The following is a 15,211-nucleotide window of genomic DNA, read 5'->3' as shown; positions in this document are numbered from 1 at the left end:
CGATGGGAGGGCCGATTCACAGGGACCGATAGGATTTGATGGTAACTCCTTCGCGCTCATACTCGGATTCGCCCCCGTAAAGGAGACAGGCGGGTAAGGTTTTGTCTCCTGAAAGCTCTTTCCATCGTCGAAGGCCTTTAAACAAGTCTCCGGAAACGGTTTGGCCAAGCTTAATTTCCAGTGGAACGCGTTTGGCCCCCCGCAACAGAAGGAGATCCACCTCGACCCCGTGTTGATCTCGCCAAAAAAACAATTCCGGTTCACGACCCAGGTTGAGCAGGTTTTTGCGAATTTCGGACACGACATAGGTCTCGAAAATGGCGCCCACCAAGGGATGAAACTTAAGTTCTCGGGAATGACGGATTCCGATTAACCGACAAAGGAGCCCCGTGTCCAAAAAATAAAGTTTGGGCGATTTGATCACACGCTTGTTGAAGTTTTCATGATAGGGGGGTAGGAGGTATACCAAACCACCGGCTTGGAGAACGCTCAGCCAATGCCCTACGGTCCCGGGACTGATTCCCACATCGTTTGCCAACGACGCCATGTTCAGGAGTTGGCCCGAACGTCCCGCGCAGAGGGCCAAGAACCGTTGGAAAGCCAGGGTGTCTTTCACATTCAAAATCATCCGCACGTCTCTTTCGACGTAGGTTCGAATGTAATCCCCGAACCAAAAGGAGAGGGTCTTCGGTTTCGTCACGGGTTCGGGATATCCTCCCTGAACGATCCGATCCATCAGAGGCCTGCCGCCCAACGGTGCCTTTCCGGGGTGAGCAAAGAGATGTTTGGCCGGGTCGTAAACGGGCCGACCCGATAGTTCTCTTTCTGTGAGAGGGGGCAAGGTCAGCAGAGCCAATCGCCCCGCCAAGGACTGCGAGACTTTCTCTAGGAGGAGAATATTTTGGGAGCCGGTGAGGATAAACTTTCTTTCCCCTTCATCGATGATTCCCTGAAGGGTGGACAACAAGGACGGAACTCGATGGATTTCATCCAGCACCGCCCCGCCGGGAAATTGAGCGAGGAATGCCTTTGGGTCTTCCTGGGCGAAGCTCCGGTCTTCCGGGTTTTCCAAAGACGAATAGGGCAAACGCGGAAAGGTCTGCCGCGCGAGGGTGGTCTTCCCGGTTTGTCGCGCCCCGGTCAGAAGGACAGACCGGGCGGCGGCGAATCGGGCTTTTAATACCGGCGTGAGATGTCTAAGAATCATGAAACCATTTTATACAAATTTGAGTAAAACAACAATTGAATTATCGTTTTACTCAAATCCGCCATGGAGGGCCGTGCCGTCGCCCTTCGCCGGTGGGGTGTGGTCAACCCCGGCGATGTCGCCGCCGCCTGGGCCGACATCCGAAAATCCACCCCGCCACCGACATCGAAACCGGCGTCCGCCGTTTCGTCGATTGGGACCGCGGCTACTTTCGCGTCCAAGCCTAAATCAGCAAAGATTTTTGATTCGTTGGATGTAACCGTTGACGTCGAATTTGGATTTACAGCCGTTGGCGTTCATGTAACGGATTTGGCCGTAGACGGGGCGGTCGAACCAGGGGCGGTCGTGAACGCCGCCGATGGACCAGGCGATGCCGGAGTAACCGTTGGGGTCCCGACCGTCGAGCTCGTAGCGGTCGTTTAGATAGATCGCGGTGGACAGGGCTTCTTCGGGCGAGGACGACCATTCCAGAATCTTTTTTCCCCAGTACATCCGCAAATACCCATGCATTTTTCCCCGTTTGACCATTTCCGTTTGGGCGGCGTTCCAGAGCGGGTCGTGGGTGGCGGCCTGCTCGAAGTCGTCTCTATTGTAGAGGAAGGCCCGTTTGTCCCGCCGGTGGGCGTTTAAGCTTTTTTGCGCCCAGTCGGGGAACCCCTCAAAAGAATCGTAATGCGGATTGTAAAGGCAATGGTTGTCCGAGAGTTCCCGACGAACAATGAGTTCCTCCAAAAACGCCTGCCCGGATTCCGTGTCCCAGGCGCGCCGGCGGACTTCCAGCGCCACCTTTTGCGCGGAGACCTGCCCGAAATGGAGGTAAGGGGAAAGATCGGATTGGCCTTCCTCCGTGGGGTCGTTCCGTTTCTTTCCGTAAAATTCCAAGCGGTTCTTCAAGAAAAGCCCCAGCGTCTTGGCCCCCGCCGCCTCGCCCGGCTTGATCCACGTTGCCGGTCCCACTCGAGAGTCCGGCTTTAACCGGGCCAGGGCCCGGTCCCAATCCACGCCCGGGGCTTTCTCAGCCCAGGGAAAGGGATGGCGGACCAAAGGGGGGAACTCGACTAAAAAATCCGAAAGGAGGCGGTGAAGTTTTGGCCGCAGGGTGTAAGCCGCGTATTCGTGTTTGGGGGAAACGATCCAGGCCGGGACGATGTTGTGGGCGTCCACTTCTTCCAGCCGGACGGTCAGCCGGTCGGCCACGGATTTTTTCCAAAGGGTTTTGGTTCGCAGGGGATCGAAATCCGTCACCGCCGCGCCGGCCCCATGGTTGGCGGCGAAGTCCGGAAGCGTTTTTTCCGGCGGGCCGAACAAAAGATGAAAAGGAATCCCCGCGGCCGAGAGGCGCGCCTCCACCTGGGCCAAACCCTTGAACATAAAGTCGTAGGCCCGAAAGGGCGCGCCCAGGAACTCCGGAGCCAGAGTGAACACCACGGCCAGGGGCGCCCGTCGTTCCAACGCCAACGCCTGGGCGCGGAGCAAGGCCCAGTTGCCCGCCACCCGTTGGTCCCGGCTCATCCAATAAAGGACGGGTCCCGGGCCCGCGGGCGTTTCGTTCAGGGGCCTCACTCGCCGGAGGTCAATCATGGTTTGGGGTTTATCCCCGAAAAATGAAGAACACCGCGCCCGTCATGCACAGGGCGGCCCACAGGTAGTTGAGCCGGACGGGTTGACCCATGTAAAAAACGGCGAAGGGCACGAAGACCGCCAGCGAGATGACCTCCTGAAGGATTTTCAGTTGGGGCAAATTGAAGGCGGTATAGCCGATTCGGTTGGCCGGAACTTGGAGGCCATACTCGAAAAACGCCACCCCCCAGCTGATCGTGGCCGCTATCCACCACGCTCGGTGGCTCAGGTTTTTTAAATGGGCGTACCAAGCCACGGTCATAAAAAGGTTGGACAATATCAAGAGCCCCACGGTCTTTACCAACACCGACATTTGGCGTTCCTCCCTAAGAACAACTCTATTTTAATATTTTCCGCAACCGTCCCTTGACAGAATTAGGTTTCAAGGGGTATCCTCCTAAAAGAACCCTCCAAAACCGCCGCCATGTCCCATCTCGGAGACGACACTTTTCATATCGCCAACACCCCCGCCCTCCAAGAGCGCGCCCTCGTGGAGGGGCTGAGCTTCCGCCTGGGCGGGTTCCACTTCACGGTGGCGACCACTGAAGATCTGTTGGAAAAAGTGTATGGGCTCCGCTACCAATCCTATGTGAAGGATTATCGTTTCGCGCCGGAGGCGGACTTTCCCGACGGCAGGCATACGGACCGTTACGACCCTGGGTCCATCCACGCCGTGGCGCTGGACTCTGAAGGAAACGCGGTCGGAACCGTGCGGCTCGTGCTCAACTCGCCCCTGGGATTCCAATGCTTGGGGGCCGCTTCGGAGGAACACCAGGTCAAGCTGGCCTCCTCTAAGAAAGTGGCGGAACTCTCGCGTTTAGCCCTGGCGAACCCCTACGCCGGGGCCTTCGCCGACGTATGGTCGGCCCTCTTGTCCATGCCGGTCCCTCTCCCCGTCCCTCCCGGGAAGCCGAGCGCCCCTCGGCGGGACCGCCGACGGGGGGCGGTCATTCTTTTGGGCCTCTTCCGAATGTTGTACCGGGTCAGCAAACGGCTTCGGCTCACGGGATGGTGTTTCATGTGCAACCCGGCGACCGCCGCCGTTTACGTTCGCCATGGCGTTCCCATGAACCAGCTGGGTCCCGTGGTGGATCGGGTGGGAAACCGCGCGTCCCATCTGGCGCGCTTTCATGAAATCGAGCACCACCTATTAAATTTTGATCGAATCCGGGCCGTCGCCCTGGACCTCATGGTCCGCGACCGGCCCCCGCTCTAATCCTTCCTCGGAGAAACCGAATCTTTTGCGTAACGGCCCCGGTTTGTCTACAATCATAGGCGCGATGTGACCGCGGCCAGACTGAACCCAGGAGGTGGTGCCATGGCGAAAAAGAAAACCAAAACGTCAAAAAAGCCCGTGAAGAAAGCGGCCAAAAAAACGCTTAAGAAAAAGGTCCTTAAGCCCGTTAAAAAAAAGACGGTCAAAAAGGTTTCGATCAAGAAAGCGGCGGTCAAAAAACCGGCGGCCCCTCCGCCGGATCCGCTTCCGTGGCGGCACGCTCTGCCGGGAGAGATCCTGGCGGGCGTCGTGGATGATTTCTTCAGTCACTTAAGCGTGATCACTCTCACCCTCCAGGCTCCGCTCAAAGTGGGGGACAAAATTCACGTGCGCGGCCACACCACCGACATGACCGAAGCGGTGGCTTCCATTCAAATTAATCACCAGCCGGTCCTCGAAGCCAAAACCGGCGATCCGGTGGGCATCAAAGCCGTCGGCAAGTGCCGCGCCGGCGACTACCTCTACAAAGTCGGATGAGCGTGCACAAAACCAAACGGAAGGGACTCGTGGGGTTGGGAATTGTCGGGGCGGCCCTGGTGGCCGTCGCCGTGGGGCGGCGCGCGCCCTCTTTTTCAGGAGACGCGCCATCCTACCGCCAGACCGGCCCCTCCGGCGCCCGGGTCGTTATAACGGAATATTCGGATTTCCAATGCCCCAAATGCGCGGAGGCGGTTCCGATCCTAAAAAACCTTCTTAGCGTTTACAGCAAGGACGTGAGGCTGGTTTTTCACCACGCGCCGCTCAAACAGCACAAATGGGCCATCCTCGCCGCCCAAGCGGCGGAATCGGCGGGCCGTCAGGGTAAATTCTGGGAATACGCGGAGCGCTTGTTTTCCAATCAAAAGGAATGGTCCGAATCTGCCGACCCCCGCCCTTTGTTGGCGTCCTATGCCAAGGACCTGGGTTTGGACTCGGCTCGGTTTGCGAAAGATCTGGACAGCCCCTCCATCGCGGCCGTGGTCCAAAACGAGAAGGCCAAGGCGGACGCTCTCTTGATCCCCGCCACGCCGACCTTTTTCCTGAACGACCGGATGTTGGTGGGGGACACTCAATTGGCCGGTGACGCCGCGCGATACATCGAGCGGGAGTTGGGCCGATGAACGCCTCGGTCCGGACGGGAATTTCCCGCGCCCTCGCCGTTCTCCGGATCCTTCCCGGGGCGGTGCTGGCGGTTTCCGGATATTTGAAAGCGGTTCGGCCCGCCGCGGAGTTCGCGGCGGTGCTCGAGTCCTACTGGATCTTTCCGGCGGCTTTGGTCCGGCCGGCGTCGGTGCTGGTCCCCTGGGTGGAGCTGGTGGTGGGGTTGTCCCTCCTGGTGGGTTTTTCGACGGGGTCCTCGGCGATTCTCGCGGCCGGCCTTTACGCGTCCTTCGTCGCGGTATTGGCCCAGGCCGTCTTTCGAAAACTGCCCATGACCGATTGCGGTTGTTTCGGCCAAGTGGGCCCCCACCTTCAACCGATCCAAGCGCTCAGCCTGGACGCCGCCCTTTTGGTGATTTGCCTCTTCCTGCTTTTTGATCGTGAACGCCGATGGTCCGTGGACCGATGGATCCAGAAAGACTAGACCCCGTCCCCTTCCTCAACCTCGCTTCGGTTCATGAGCCCATGGAAGAGGAGGCGGTGGCCGCTTTCCGGCGGATTTACCGAAAAAACGAGTTCATCCTGGGGGAAGAAGTCCGGCTCCTGGAAGAAGAATTCGCCCGCGCCTCGGGCGCCGCCCACGGGGTGGGCATGTCCTCGGGCACGGCCGCCCTCGAGCTTTCCCTCCGCGCTCTGAACGTCGGGCCGGGGGACGACGTGCTGACCACGCCTTTCAGCTTTTTCGCCACGGCCGCCGTGATCGCCTATGTGGGCGCGCGCCCGGTATTTGTCGACATCGATCCCGGAACGCTGAACCTGGACCCCCGGGCTCTCCCGCGCGCGCTAACCCCCCGCACCAAGGCCATTCTCCCGGTTCACTTGTTCGGCCAGCCGGCCGACATGGACGCCGTGAACGCCTTCGCGGACGCCCATTCGTTAAACGTCGTGGAAGACGCCTGCCAAGCCCACGCCGCCCGCTGGCGCGGCCGTCCGGTGGGGGCTTTGGGACGGATCGGGTGTTTCAGTTTTTATCCCACCAAGAATCTGGGCGGGTTCGGGGACGGAGGCATTGCCGTGACCAACGACGGCGACCTGGCCGAGCGGCTCCGCCGCCTTCGGAATTGCGGCCGTCGGGCCCAATACGAGCACTTGGAACTGGGGTACAACGAGCGATTGGACAATCTTCAAGCGGCCCTGCTCCGAATAAAACTTCCGCGCCTGGCCGCCTGGACCGAGGAGCGGCGGCGACTGGCGGACCTTTACCGACGGGGATTGGCCGGTTCCCCGGCCCGACCCTTGGCCGTGACGCCGGGGGCGGAGCCCGTGTACCATCTTTTCACCGTCCGGGCCCCCCGCCGGGACGCGCTCAAAGATTTCCTCGCGGCCCGGGGCCTTTCGTCCGGAGTCTTTTATCCCACCCCGCTTCACCTTCAACCGGCCTTCGCGGGCCTGGGCGGAAAACCTGGGGATTTTCCCGAGGCGGAACGGGCCTCCGTGGAAGCGCTCTCGCTTCCGCTCTATCCGGGCCTCTCTGAAAACAACGTTCTCCGGATCATCGCCGCCGTTCGCGCGTTCTACGAAAGTTAACCGCCGCGCTTCCTGGGGCTCCGATCGGGCCTCTGATCCCTTTTTCGTGTCCCGGAGTTGACGATGAAACGAGCCCCTTTTTCCCGGCGATTCTTTTTCGCCTCCCTCTGGGTGGCGGGCCTTTTGTTGCCCGGTTGCGCCCTCAATCCCATCACGTCCAAACGCCAGACCAAGCTGATTTCCGATGCCGCCGAACGGGAGATCGGGCTGGAGACAAAAAAGAGCATCCTGAAAGAATACGGAGAGATGAAGGACCCGGTCCTCTCCCAATACGTCACGAACATCGGCAAGCGACTCGCCGCCGTGAGCGACCGACCCAAAGTGGACTACGAGTTCACTATCCTGGACACCGACTTGGTGAATGCCTTCGCCGCGCCCGGCGGGTTCATCTTTGTCACCCGCGGCCTGCTTCAGGAAATGTCGAACGAGGCGGAACTGGCCTCCGTGATCGGCCACGAAATCGGCCACGTGGCCGGCTGGCACTCCATCGGCATGATCCAGCGCCAGATGGGATACGGCGCGCTGGGCCTTCTGGGGGCCATCGCCTCCGGGATCCAGATGGGTCCCGAAGCCATGATTTTGGTGGCCCAGACGGCGGACCTCTTCACCAACCTCTATTTGCTGGGCTACAGCCGGGAACACGAACTCGAAGCCGATCGAGTGGGCATTCGCTACATGGTTTCCTGCGGCTACGACCCCAAGGCGGCGCTCAGTTTCTTTGAACGGCTGGGGGCTCTTGAAAAAAAAGCGGGCCCGGACAACTGGGAGCCCTACCTCCGATCCCACCCTCCCACGGACCAGCGCATCGAGCTGGCCAAGGCCTATCTGGCTCGGGGATTTTTTTTCCATCGCCCGACCGAGTTGAACGTTTCCACTTACATGGGAATGAAGGCCCGCCTGCCCCGATTGAAGCCAGAAGAAATCGGCCGGACGGTGGGCAAACGGTTCGAACTTCCGCTTTACGGCGTCGCCCTCTCGGTCCCGGCGGATTGGGGGTGGGAACCCCAGGGCGGGCGATCCCTCGTGGGGTTCCGTAAATCCGGCGGAGACGCCTGGGGTGAACTTCGGAGGGAGGTTTTAGACGCCGATATCTCCGCCGAACAATTCGCCCGGAAATTCGCCCAAGACCGGCAGTGGCAATTTCTCCAAGGTCGGCAGGCCCTTTATCCCGCCGGCTATGCCTATCTCGCCCAGTTTTACGGCCCGGGGGCCCTGGGGGGCGCGTTCGTTTATCGCGGCCTTTTCATTGTCCGGGACGGCGTCGGCTGGGCCCTCCTCTGCGCCGCCGTCCCCGACCGCACCTTCGAATCCCTGGTCCCCTTCGAACAAATTCTCCGGTCGTTCGAACTGAAGTAGTCGGGCGGCTCCGGGCTCTGCTATACTGTCATTTCGGGGGCATCGGTCGGATGGCGCTTTTTTTAGGGTGAGACTGTTCTGGATGTTGACAAAGGAGGATAATTTGACCATGAAAAAACAAGAAGCTTCCCTTTTGCGAATGCCTTTGAAAAAACGGGCCCATTTGGCTGAGCAGCTGATTGCGAGTTTGGACAATCTCACCGTGGAAGAACGGGAAGAATTGTGGGCCGAAGAGGCGGAGCGTCGTTACCAGGCCTACAAAAGAGGAAAGATGTCTTCATCGCCTAGTGAACATGTGTTCCGGAATGCCCTGAAAAAGATCGCATGAAGTCACGGTTTCTTCTATTGGCCGAGATTGAGATGCTCAATGCGGCCAGGTTTTATGAGGGGCAGGCGCAACGTCTTGGGGTTGACTTCCTGGCTCGTGTCCAATCGGCCGTTGAAGACGTGGAGTCGAATCCTATCCGCTGGCCACTGTATCGGCCGAATATTCGACGCAGATTCGTGAGCCGGTTCCCCTACGCGGTCCTCTATCGGGTTGAACCTAAAAATGTCGTGGTCGTTGCTGTTATGCATTTGCATAGGAACCCAAATTATTGGATAGGTCGAATTTAGGGTCGCTTGGGGTAGGTGCGTCCTTCAACTCAGTCATCGTCGGTTTTCTACGCCCCGCAGGAAAATTAGGTAGAATGGTTCCTATGCAAGCGTTCGACCCCTTACGCCGAGGTAGCTCAGTTGGTAGAGCACAGGTCTGAAAAACAAGGAACACGAGTGTTGGGTTGGTTTGAATGGAAGAATTTAAGTCGTTCGGTTCAAAGTTTTAAAACTTTACTCGATAATTAGTTTTTCTTGGAGTGGGGTTGGACTGGGGAAAAAGGAGGAATTGGTCATGGGGTTAGTGAACTTCAATCAACTTTACAAGACCGTCTCTTTTGTCCTTTGTCTTCCTTGCCTTGCTTTTGCTCAAGAAAAATCAACAGTGAAATTCGAGAACGTCGATATACAGGAATCTTGTTACATTTTAAGTGCCCTGGATGTGCCCCAATTTGAACGCGACAAAGGGAAACCTTTTTTGGAGGGAGAATTCGTCCTAGGTGATAATGCGGCATACGATAATTTTCAGAACACAATGAGGAGTGCTAGGAACATGGCATGCAAGGAAGTCAAATTCCCGCAGATTGATTTTACTCGGAAGACGATATTAGGGAATTTGGCCAGTGGGTCATGCGCCGCCCGGGGATTTGAAAAAAGTGTTTTAAGGGATGATTCTAATAAAGAAATTTATTACTCGGTGAAAGTGATTAATTCAAATATCGATGCATGCAGTGGTCCCGGTTTAGAAAGTTTAAATTTGATCGCTGTCCCCAAAATCCAAAAAAATTATAAAGTTGTTTTTTCTCCTGCCCATTCAGATCATAGCGCTTATCAGCAATACGGATGCGAAAACGGCAAAATGGTCGCCCGGGATTGGAATGGCAACATTGTTCAGCCAAGGAATATCTCCCCTGCTGGAGGTGGCGTTTTTGGTGTTCAAATGGATTGCGATGGCACCATGATCGAAAAAATGCCCATGGCTGAGAAAAAGCTTTTAATCGATTCAGGAGCAATGAACATTCCTCCCCCGTGTCCGGAGGGGACGACGCTTGATGGGGCGTATTGTAAAAAGAATTAGACATCGAAAAGCGTCTCCGTTGGGATGGTTGGGCCGACAGGGTGAAGACTCAACTGCAAAATCGCCGAATCACAGTGGCCATCTTAAAAATTCAGTAGAATTATTGGGAATCAAGCCTTCCACTTCCTTCGCCGCCCTCGCGCACAGCGCGAGGACAGGCGCGAATGGCCCCAGAGGGGCCGTTCAGAAATTTAAGGAGGCCGTCCCGTCCTACAAACCGGGACGGCGGCTAGCGCCGCCGAGGTAGCTCAGTTGGTAGAGCACAGGTCTGAAAAACCTGGTGTCGTCAGTTCAATTCTGACCCTCGGCACATTTTCTTCGCGGGAAGCGTTGTTTCTCCCGTAGGTCGAACCAAAAACTTCTGATGTCCTCCCGCCTCGCTTCCGACGTTCCTCGCTCCGGTCTATCTTTTAACCCGGTGAACTCCGTGAAACCCATCGATGGTGAAATAGGGCCGAAAATCGAGATGACTCCGGAATTTCGGGAGGCGCTTGAACTCCTCCATTCCACCAAGCAAAACCTGTTCATCACCGGGCGCGCGGGGACGGGGAAATCGACCCTCCTCCATTTGTTCAAAGGCCAGGCCTCCAAGAAATGCGTCGTGCTGGCCCCCACGGGGATCGCGGCTCTGAACGTGAGGGGGCAAACCCTGCATTCCTTCTTTGGGTTTCCGCCCCACTTCATGGACCCAAAAGACGTCAAGCGGGCTGGGCGGAACCGCCGCGCGGTTCAAGAATTGGAAACCCTGGTGATCGACGAAGCCTCCATGGTGCGGGCCGACCTCTTGGACGCCATGGACGTCTGCATGAGGCTCACCCGGGGCGTGTCCGAACCCTTCGGCGGGGCCCAGGTGGTCCTCTTTGGCGACCTCTTCCAACTTCCGCCGGTGGTCGAGCCGGGGCTGAACGAAATTTTCTCCCAACGTTATTCAGGCCCCTATTTTTTCGACTCCAACGCCTGGCGGGAAATGAACGCCACCTGTTTCGAATTGCGGAAAGTCTTCCGTCAGGGGTCCGATCCGGAGTTCCTTTCGTTGCTGGACCGCCTGCGGGACAACACCGCCACTCGGGAAGACTTCGCGCGGTTGAATCAACGAGTGGAAAAGACCGAAGGGGGGGCGCGGGAAGGCCTGGTCTTGAGCACGACGAATGCCATCTCCCGCGTCATCAACGACGCCGAGATGGATCGTTTGAAAGGGAAAGCCCGTTGCTACGAGGGGGTGGTGACCGGAGAATTCGACCCATCCAGCTTTCCGACGGACCTTCAGCTTGTGCTCAAAAAAGGGGCCCAGGTCTTGCTCCTCCGGAACGATCCAAGCCTGGAGTGGGTCAACGGAGATTTGGGGAAAATTGTGGGCCTATCGGAGGAATCCATTCAAGTGGAGATCAAGGGGAAACGCCACGAGTTGACCCCCGTGTCCTGGGAACGCTACGTCTATGTGTTCGACGAAAAGGCGGCCAGCATTAAAAAGAAAGTCGTCGGCACCTTTCAACAGTTTCCGGTTCGCTTAGCCTGGGCCATCACGATCCACAAGAGCCAAGGCCAAACCTTCGAGTGCGCTACCATCGATTTGGGGAACGGGGCCTTCGCCCACGGCCAGGCCTACGTGGCTTTCAGCCGATGCAAAACCCTCTCCGGCGTGACGCTCCGCCGCCCGGTGCGGCCCCGGGACCTGATCTGTGACGACCGAGTGAGACGTTTTCATGAGTCCGCGCGGACCCACGTCGGAAAGGCCTCCCACTCCTGAGGGGTATCACCGGGGGGCGGCCCTCTTCATCAAAAGACCTGGCTGGTGCCGAAGGTCCAAACGGGGGACCGATTTCCGTTGTTGGCCCGGGTGGGCCAGGCCAAGTCCAATCGAAGGACCTGGCCCAGGCTGGCTCGGGTCAAGTGGATTCGCAGACCCGCCCCGTAATCCGCCCGAAGGTCCTCGAAACGCACCGCCTGGCCCCGGGGCCAGGCGTACCCAGCGTCGCCGAACACCACGGCCCCAACCCCGAAAAAATTCAACACCTCGGGCACGAAGAAGAGCCGGTTTTCCAGGTTGGCCAGGAAAAGCCGGTTCCCCGCGAATTGGTTCACCGGGTAGCCCCGGAGGCCCGTGTCTCCTCCCAGGAGAAGCTGGGTGTCCTCCGCGGGATGGAGGACCTGGTCCCAGGCCAGGTGCCCCGCCCAGGTGCTCCAGGGCAGGAAGTGGTTGTAATATTCCAGATCGATTTTGGTCTCCGTGTCCTGCCAACCATTTTCGTAGCGGCCGTTTCCCTGGAACGTCACCAAACCTAAATTTCCGGGGCCCCACAAACGGCCTTGGGTGAGGGTTCCCTGGGGCATGGTGGCGTTGGCCGCTCCCGGCACCCAACGGGATTGGGACACGCCCACATTGCCTTTAAGGGAGAACCCCAGGTTGAAATCTTCTTCCCTGGTATATTGACGGATGTGGTCCTCGGTAATGAAATCCACTTGTTGCCATTCCATGGAGGGCCCGATCAAATGATACACGTCGTCTTGTCCGGCGGTGGCGGCGGATCCGGCGGCGTCCAATCGGTTGTGTTGGTAGGAATAGCCCAGCCCCAACCGCCGAATTCTCCGCGTCGTGGAGCCCAAAGAAAAACCAACGCCGCCTCCCAATTTTCGGTTTTCCTGGGTGTATCGATCCACTTCTTTCCCATCTTGATAAACGATCGTGTCGGACTTGTCATAACTGCCCTGGGTTTTCACGGAGTAGCGGGTCAGGCTGGAGTAAAACGGTCGTTCGAGGGAAAGGAAACGGGAAGATCCGTCGGCCGTGTCCTGGTAATTGCCGGCGAGCCGAAGCCGGGTTCCCAGGAGAGCGGGGTCGTCGTAGGAAAAGGTCCGGCTGATCAGGTCGGTGTCTTTCTTATACAGGAACCCGACTTTTTTCCCAAGGCCCAAAGCGTTCCGTTCCCGCGCGCCGAGAAGATAATTGGTTTCGCTGCCGGTCCCCGACATCGAGAGGAGGATTTCCGTGCTCCAGGTGTCCTGGCTTTCCACCAACACATCCACCCGTCCCCCGCCCACGGGGACCGCCTTCACCCGCACGTCCCGGAGCCGCAGGATCTGCCGGAGCGCGCGTTCGGTTTCCCGGGCCAGTTCCGGGTTGAAGAGGTCGCCTTCATTAAACAACAGTTGTTCGCGGACGGTGCGTTCCTGTGTCGTGATGTGGAGGTGGTTCACGGCGCGGTAACCCATCTTGTTTTCCGAGGGAATGGACACATCGAAAATCTGACGGCGGATCACGTAGATCCGGGCAATCCGGTACCCCCGGAACGAAGGTTCCTTCTCGGGCGCCGCCCGGACCGACCCACGGGAGAACCACCTTTTCCCGGATTTCTTCGACGGCGGGGCCGCTCCCCGCAGGAGCGGGGCCAACCAAAGGACCGTTCCCGTCAGGGCCAACCAGCGTGCCGCTCGAGGGCTCATAAGGATTAGTATACCGGTTTTTAGATCATTCTCCAGTCCTCACGCCCCGCCCCGCCGTTGTCAGTCGAAAAACGATCTGGTAAGATGGATTCGGAGAACACTTTCTCGGAGGAGCCGTCATGTCCGGTCACAGTCGATGGGCAGGAATCAAGCATAAGAAGGGGTTACTAGACGCCAAGAAGGGGAAGGTGTTCACCCGCATCGTCCGCGAGTTGACGATTGCGGCCCGAACCGGCGGCGGAAGCCCTGAGAACAACCCACGGCTTCGGAAAGCCATCGAGGACGCCAAAGCGGCCAACATGCCGGGCGAGAACGTGAAGAAGGCGATCCTGCGCGGCACGGGCGAAATCCCCGGGATGACGTTTGATGAGGTGAGTTACGAGGGTTACGGCCCCGCCGGCGCCGCCGTTTTCTTCACCGGCACCACCGACAACAAGAACCGAACCAGTTCTGAAATTCGAAAGATCTTCTCCTCCCACGGCGGCAACCTGGGCGAGTCCGGTTGCGTGTCCTGGATGTTCCAAACCAAAGGGCAAATCGTCGTCGAAAAGGCCGCTTGGAAAGACGAAGAGAAACTGATGACCATCGCCCTGGAAGCCGGCGCCGAGGACATCACTTCCGACGACCCCGACGCTTTTCAGGTGTTGACCGCTCCCGCCGATTTCGACAAAGTCAAAGCCGCTCTCGAAACCGCAGGGGTTCCGCTCAGTTCCGCCGAGGTCACCCGGATCCCCTCCACGCGGACGCCGCTCACCGGCGGATCGTCCCGTCAAATGGAGGGGTTGCTGGAGGAATTGGAGAACCACGACGACGTTAAAGACGTCTATACCAACGCCGACCTGCAAGATTAACGGGCCCATGCGAGTTCTCGGCGTGGATCCCGGCCTCGGCACCGTGGGCTGGGCGGTGTTGGAAACGGAAGGCCGGGAGGGATACCGCGTGTGGGGCTACGGCGCCATCGAAACTCCCCGGGGGAAACCCCTGGCGGACCGGGTCTTGTTTCTGGCGCGCGCCCTGCGCGTCATTGTGGAGCGGGAGCGTCCGGTGTTGGCGGCCATCGAAGATCTCTTCATTTCCAAAAGCAGTCGCACGGCCGCTTCGGTGGGCCACGGGCGCGGCGCCATTTTGTTGACGCTGGCGGACCTGGGGCTTCCGATCCACGAATACAACCCGCGCCAGGTCAAGATGGCCCTCACCGGCTACGGCGCCGCCGATAAATCCCAAATGCAGAGCATGGTCCAACGGCTCCTCCGACTGAAAGAAATCCCGAAACCCGACGACGCCGCGGACGCCCTGGCGATCGCCCTCTGCCACCTGAATTCCGCCTCTTTCGCGGCGGCGGTTCCCGCGTGATCGCTTCGCTCCGCGGCGCGTTGATGGACCGGACCGCGGAGGGGTGCGTGGTGGAAGCGGGCGGGGTCGGTTACGAGGTGTCTCTTTCCGCCTCCTCCGCGCTCCGACTGCCGCCCGTGGGGGAAGACGTGCGTCTCTTGATCGTCGAATCCATCGCCATGTACGGCGGCGGGACCTCTCTCTACGGTTTCCTGACCCCCCAGGAAAAACAAGTCTATCTGGTCCTGCGGCAAAACGTCCCGGGCGCCGGCGCCAAGAAAGCCCTGGAACTTCTGGACAAAGCCGCCACGTCCCTCCCCGAATTCCGTCGATCGATTTTGGACAAAGACGCCAAATCCCTGGTGACGATGTTCGGTTTCACGGCCAAGACGGCGGAAAAGCTGGTCGCCGCCCTCCAGGGCAAGATGGAATCCCTGTCGATCCAGGGCGGCCCCGCGGTTTCCGGAGACGCCTCCGCTTTTGAGGAAGCCGTGGCCGGCTTGGTCAGCCTGGGGTACCGGGAAGCCGCCGCCCGCCAGGCCGCCCAAACCGCCCGGGACGTCCTAAGTCCCCGCGCCACCTCCCAGGACCTCCTGCGCGAATCCTTGCGCCACCTGGCGGGGAGGGCCTAGTGCTCGAA

17 protein-coding genes and 1 tRNA gene are annotated in these 15,211 nt (G+C 58.9%); 14 read left to right on the top strand and 4 right to left on the bottom strand.

Translation table 11 applies throughout. The annotated features are described in order from the left end of the window. Positions 1-16: 16 nt before the first annotated feature. The 3 genes from IPP35_05240 to IPP35_05230 form a co-directional block, all read right to left on the bottom strand. Positions 17-1,207, bottom strand: a complete 1,191-nt coding sequence (locus IPP35_05240) for an ATP-binding protein (protein ID MBL0058506.1) — start codon at positions 1,205-1,207, stop codon at positions 17-19. Positions 1,208-1,435: 228 nt separating this feature from the next. Continuing rightward, entirely contained in the window at positions 1,436-2,788 is a 1,353-nt protein-coding gene (locus IPP35_05235) for a deoxyribodipyrimidine photo-lyase (protein ID MBL0058505.1), read from the bottom strand. A gap of 10 nt (positions 2,789-2,798) precedes the next feature. Then, entirely contained in the window at positions 2,799-3,140 is a 342-nt protein-coding gene (locus tag IPP35_05230) for a DMT family protein (GenBank protein ID MBL0058504.1), read from the bottom strand. Positions 3,141-3,251: 111 nt separating this feature from the next. Here IPP35_05230 and IPP35_05225 point away from each other — a divergent pair, with 111 nt between their 5' ends. The 11 genes from IPP35_05225 (at position 3,252) to IPP35_05175 (ending at position 11,545) form a co-directional block, all read left to right on the top strand. Next, positions 3,252-4,043, top strand: coding sequence for a GNAT family N-acetyltransferase (locus IPP35_05225; protein MBL0058503.1), 792 nt, complete (start codon positions 3,252-3,254; stop codon positions 4,041-4,043). Between the two features lie 282 nt (positions 4,044-4,325). Continuing rightward, a complete protein-coding gene (locus IPP35_05220; protein ID MBL0058502.1) occupies positions 4,326-4,580 on the top strand; it encodes a translation elongation factor-like protein in 255 nt (84 codons plus the stop codon). After that, positions 4,577-5,203: a thioredoxin domain-containing protein gene (locus IPP35_05215; protein ID MBL0058501.1), complete on the top strand. Its 627-nt coding sequence runs from the start codon at positions 4,577-4,579 to the stop codon at positions 5,201-5,203. The genes IPP35_05220 and IPP35_05215 overlap by 4 nt, the downstream gene beginning before the upstream one ends. Next, positions 5,200-5,667 (top strand): hypothetical protein, encoded by a 468-nt coding sequence (locus IPP35_05210; GenBank protein ID MBL0058500.1) that lies wholly within the window; start codon positions 5,200-5,202, stop codon positions 5,665-5,667. The genes IPP35_05215 and IPP35_05210 overlap by 4 nt, the downstream gene beginning before the upstream one ends. Beyond that, complete coding sequence (locus IPP35_05205; protein MBL0058499.1) at positions 5,649-6,770, top strand: DegT/DnrJ/EryC1/StrS family aminotransferase; 1,122 nt, start codon at positions 5,649-5,651, stop codon at positions 6,768-6,770. Before IPP35_05210 ends, IPP35_05205 begins: the two co-directional genes overlap by 19 nt. Positions 6,771-6,833: 63 nt before the next feature. Beyond that, positions 6,834-8,126 carry a M48 family metalloprotease gene (locus IPP35_05200; GenBank protein ID MBL0058498.1) on the top strand — a complete coding sequence of 431 codons (1,293 nt, stop codon included), beginning with the start codon at positions 6,834-6,836 and terminating at the stop codon, positions 8,124-8,126. Positions 8,127-8,229: 103 nt separating this feature from the next. Then, a complete protein-coding gene (locus IPP35_05195) occupies positions 8,230-8,454 on the top strand; it encodes an addiction module protein (protein MBL0058497.1) in 225 nt (74 codons plus the stop codon). After that, on the top strand, positions 8,451-8,741 hold the full coding sequence (locus IPP35_05190) for a type II toxin-antitoxin system RelE/ParE family toxin (GenBank protein MBL0058496.1): 291 nt from the start codon (positions 8,451-8,453) through the stop codon (positions 8,739-8,741). The genes IPP35_05195 and IPP35_05190 overlap by 4 nt, the downstream gene beginning before the upstream one ends. 274 nt (positions 8,742-9,015) lie before the next feature. After that, positions 9,016-9,798 carry a hypothetical protein gene (locus IPP35_05185; GenBank protein MBL0058495.1) on the top strand — a complete coding sequence of 261 codons (783 nt, stop codon included), beginning with the start codon at positions 9,016-9,018 and terminating at the stop codon, positions 9,796-9,798. 237 nt (positions 9,799-10,035) lie between these two features. Further along, positions 10,036-10,108: transfer RNA gene (locus IPP35_05180), tRNA-Phe, on the top strand. A gap of 54 nt (positions 10,109-10,162) precedes the next feature. Then, positions 10,163-11,545, top strand: a complete 1,383-nt coding sequence (locus IPP35_05175) for an AAA family ATPase (protein ID MBL0058494.1) — start codon at positions 10,163-10,165, stop codon at positions 11,543-11,545. A gap of 29 nt (positions 11,546-11,574) precedes the next feature. On the opposite strand, the gene IPP35_05170 is transcribed toward IPP35_05175, so the two are convergent. Next, entirely contained in the window at positions 11,575-13,239 is a 1,665-nt protein-coding gene (locus IPP35_05170; GenBank protein ID MBL0058493.1) for a BamA/TamA family outer membrane protein, read from the bottom strand. 119 nt (positions 13,240-13,358) lie between these two features. Here IPP35_05170 and IPP35_05165 point away from each other — a divergent pair, with 119 nt between their 5' ends. The 3 genes from IPP35_05165 to IPP35_05155 are packed head-to-tail and all read left to right on the top strand — an operon-like array spanning position 13,359 to position 15,203. Then, entirely contained in the window at positions 13,359-14,090 is a 732-nt protein-coding gene (locus tag IPP35_05165) for a YebC/PmpR family DNA-binding transcriptional regulator (protein MBL0058492.1), read from the top strand. 7 nt (positions 14,091-14,097) lie between these two features. Further along, positions 14,098-14,592 (top strand): crossover junction endodeoxyribonuclease RuvC, encoded by a 495-nt coding sequence (gene ruvC / locus IPP35_05160; protein ID MBL0058491.1) that lies wholly within the window; start codon positions 14,098-14,100, stop codon positions 14,590-14,592. After that, a complete protein-coding gene (locus tag IPP35_05155; GenBank protein MBL0058490.1) occupies positions 14,589-15,203 on the top strand; it encodes a hypothetical protein in 615 nt (204 codons plus the stop codon). The genes ruvC and IPP35_05155 overlap by 4 nt, the downstream gene beginning before the upstream one ends. Positions 15,204-15,211 lie beyond the last annotated feature (8 nt).

Source organism: Elusimicrobiota bacterium (assembly GCA_016721625.1).
Taxonomy (GTDB): domain Bacteria; phylum Elusimicrobiota; class Elusimicrobia; order FEN-1173; family FEN-1173; genus JADKHR01.
Note: the sequence above shows the minus strand (reverse complement) of the source record. Positions and strands in the feature narration are given on the sequence as shown.

What these genes read in the sequence shown, in the direction of transcription:
- IPP35_05175 (MBL0058494.1), top strand. Translation starts at nt 10,163, where the DNA reads ATGTCCTCCCGCCTCGCTTCCGACGTTCCTCGCTCCGGTCTATCTTTT.
- IPP35_05230 (MBL0058504.1), bottom strand. Translation starts at nt 3,140, where the DNA reads ATGTCGGTGTTGGTAAAGACCGTGGGGCTCTTGATATTGTCCAACCTT.
- IPP35_05210 (MBL0058500.1), top strand. Translation starts at nt 5,200, where the DNA reads ATGAACGCCTCGGTCCGGACGGGAATTTCCCGCGCCCTCGCCGTTCTC.
- IPP35_05185 (MBL0058495.1), top strand. Translation starts at nt 9,016, where the DNA reads ATGGGGTTAGTGAACTTCAATCAACTTTACAAGACCGTCTCTTTTGTC.
- IPP35_05215 (MBL0058501.1), top strand. Translation starts at nt 4,577, where the DNA reads ATGAGCGTGCACAAAACCAAACGGAAGGGACTCGTGGGGTTGGGAATT.
- IPP35_05240 (MBL0058506.1), bottom strand. Translation starts at nt 1,207, where the DNA reads ATGATTCTTAGACATCTCACGCCGGTATTAAAAGCCCGATTCGCCGCC.
- IPP35_05170 (MBL0058493.1), bottom strand. Translation starts at nt 13,239, where the DNA reads ATGAGCCCTCGAGCGGCACGCTGGTTGGCCCTGACGGGAACGGTCCTT.
- IPP35_05235 (MBL0058505.1), bottom strand. Translation starts at nt 2,788, where the DNA reads ATGATTGACCTCCGGCGAGTGAGGCCCCTGAACGAAACGCCCGCGGGC.
- IPP35_05200 (MBL0058498.1), top strand. Translation starts at nt 6,834, where the DNA reads ATGAAACGAGCCCCTTTTTCCCGGCGATTCTTTTTCGCCTCCCTCTGG.
- IPP35_05165 (MBL0058492.1), top strand. Translation starts at nt 13,359, where the DNA reads ATGTCCGGTCACAGTCGATGGGCAGGAATCAAGCATAAGAAGGGGTTA.
- IPP35_05190 (MBL0058496.1), top strand. Translation starts at nt 8,451, where the DNA reads ATGAAGTCACGGTTTCTTCTATTGGCCGAGATTGAGATGCTCAATGCG.
- ruvC (MBL0058491.1), top strand. Translation starts at nt 14,098, where the DNA reads ATGCGAGTTCTCGGCGTGGATCCCGGCCTCGGCACCGTGGGCTGGGCG.
- IPP35_05205 (MBL0058499.1), top strand. Translation starts at nt 5,649, where the DNA reads ATGGATCCAGAAAGACTAGACCCCGTCCCCTTCCTCAACCTCGCTTCG.
- IPP35_05225 (MBL0058503.1), top strand. Translation starts at nt 3,252, where the DNA reads ATGTCCCATCTCGGAGACGACACTTTTCATATCGCCAACACCCCCGCC.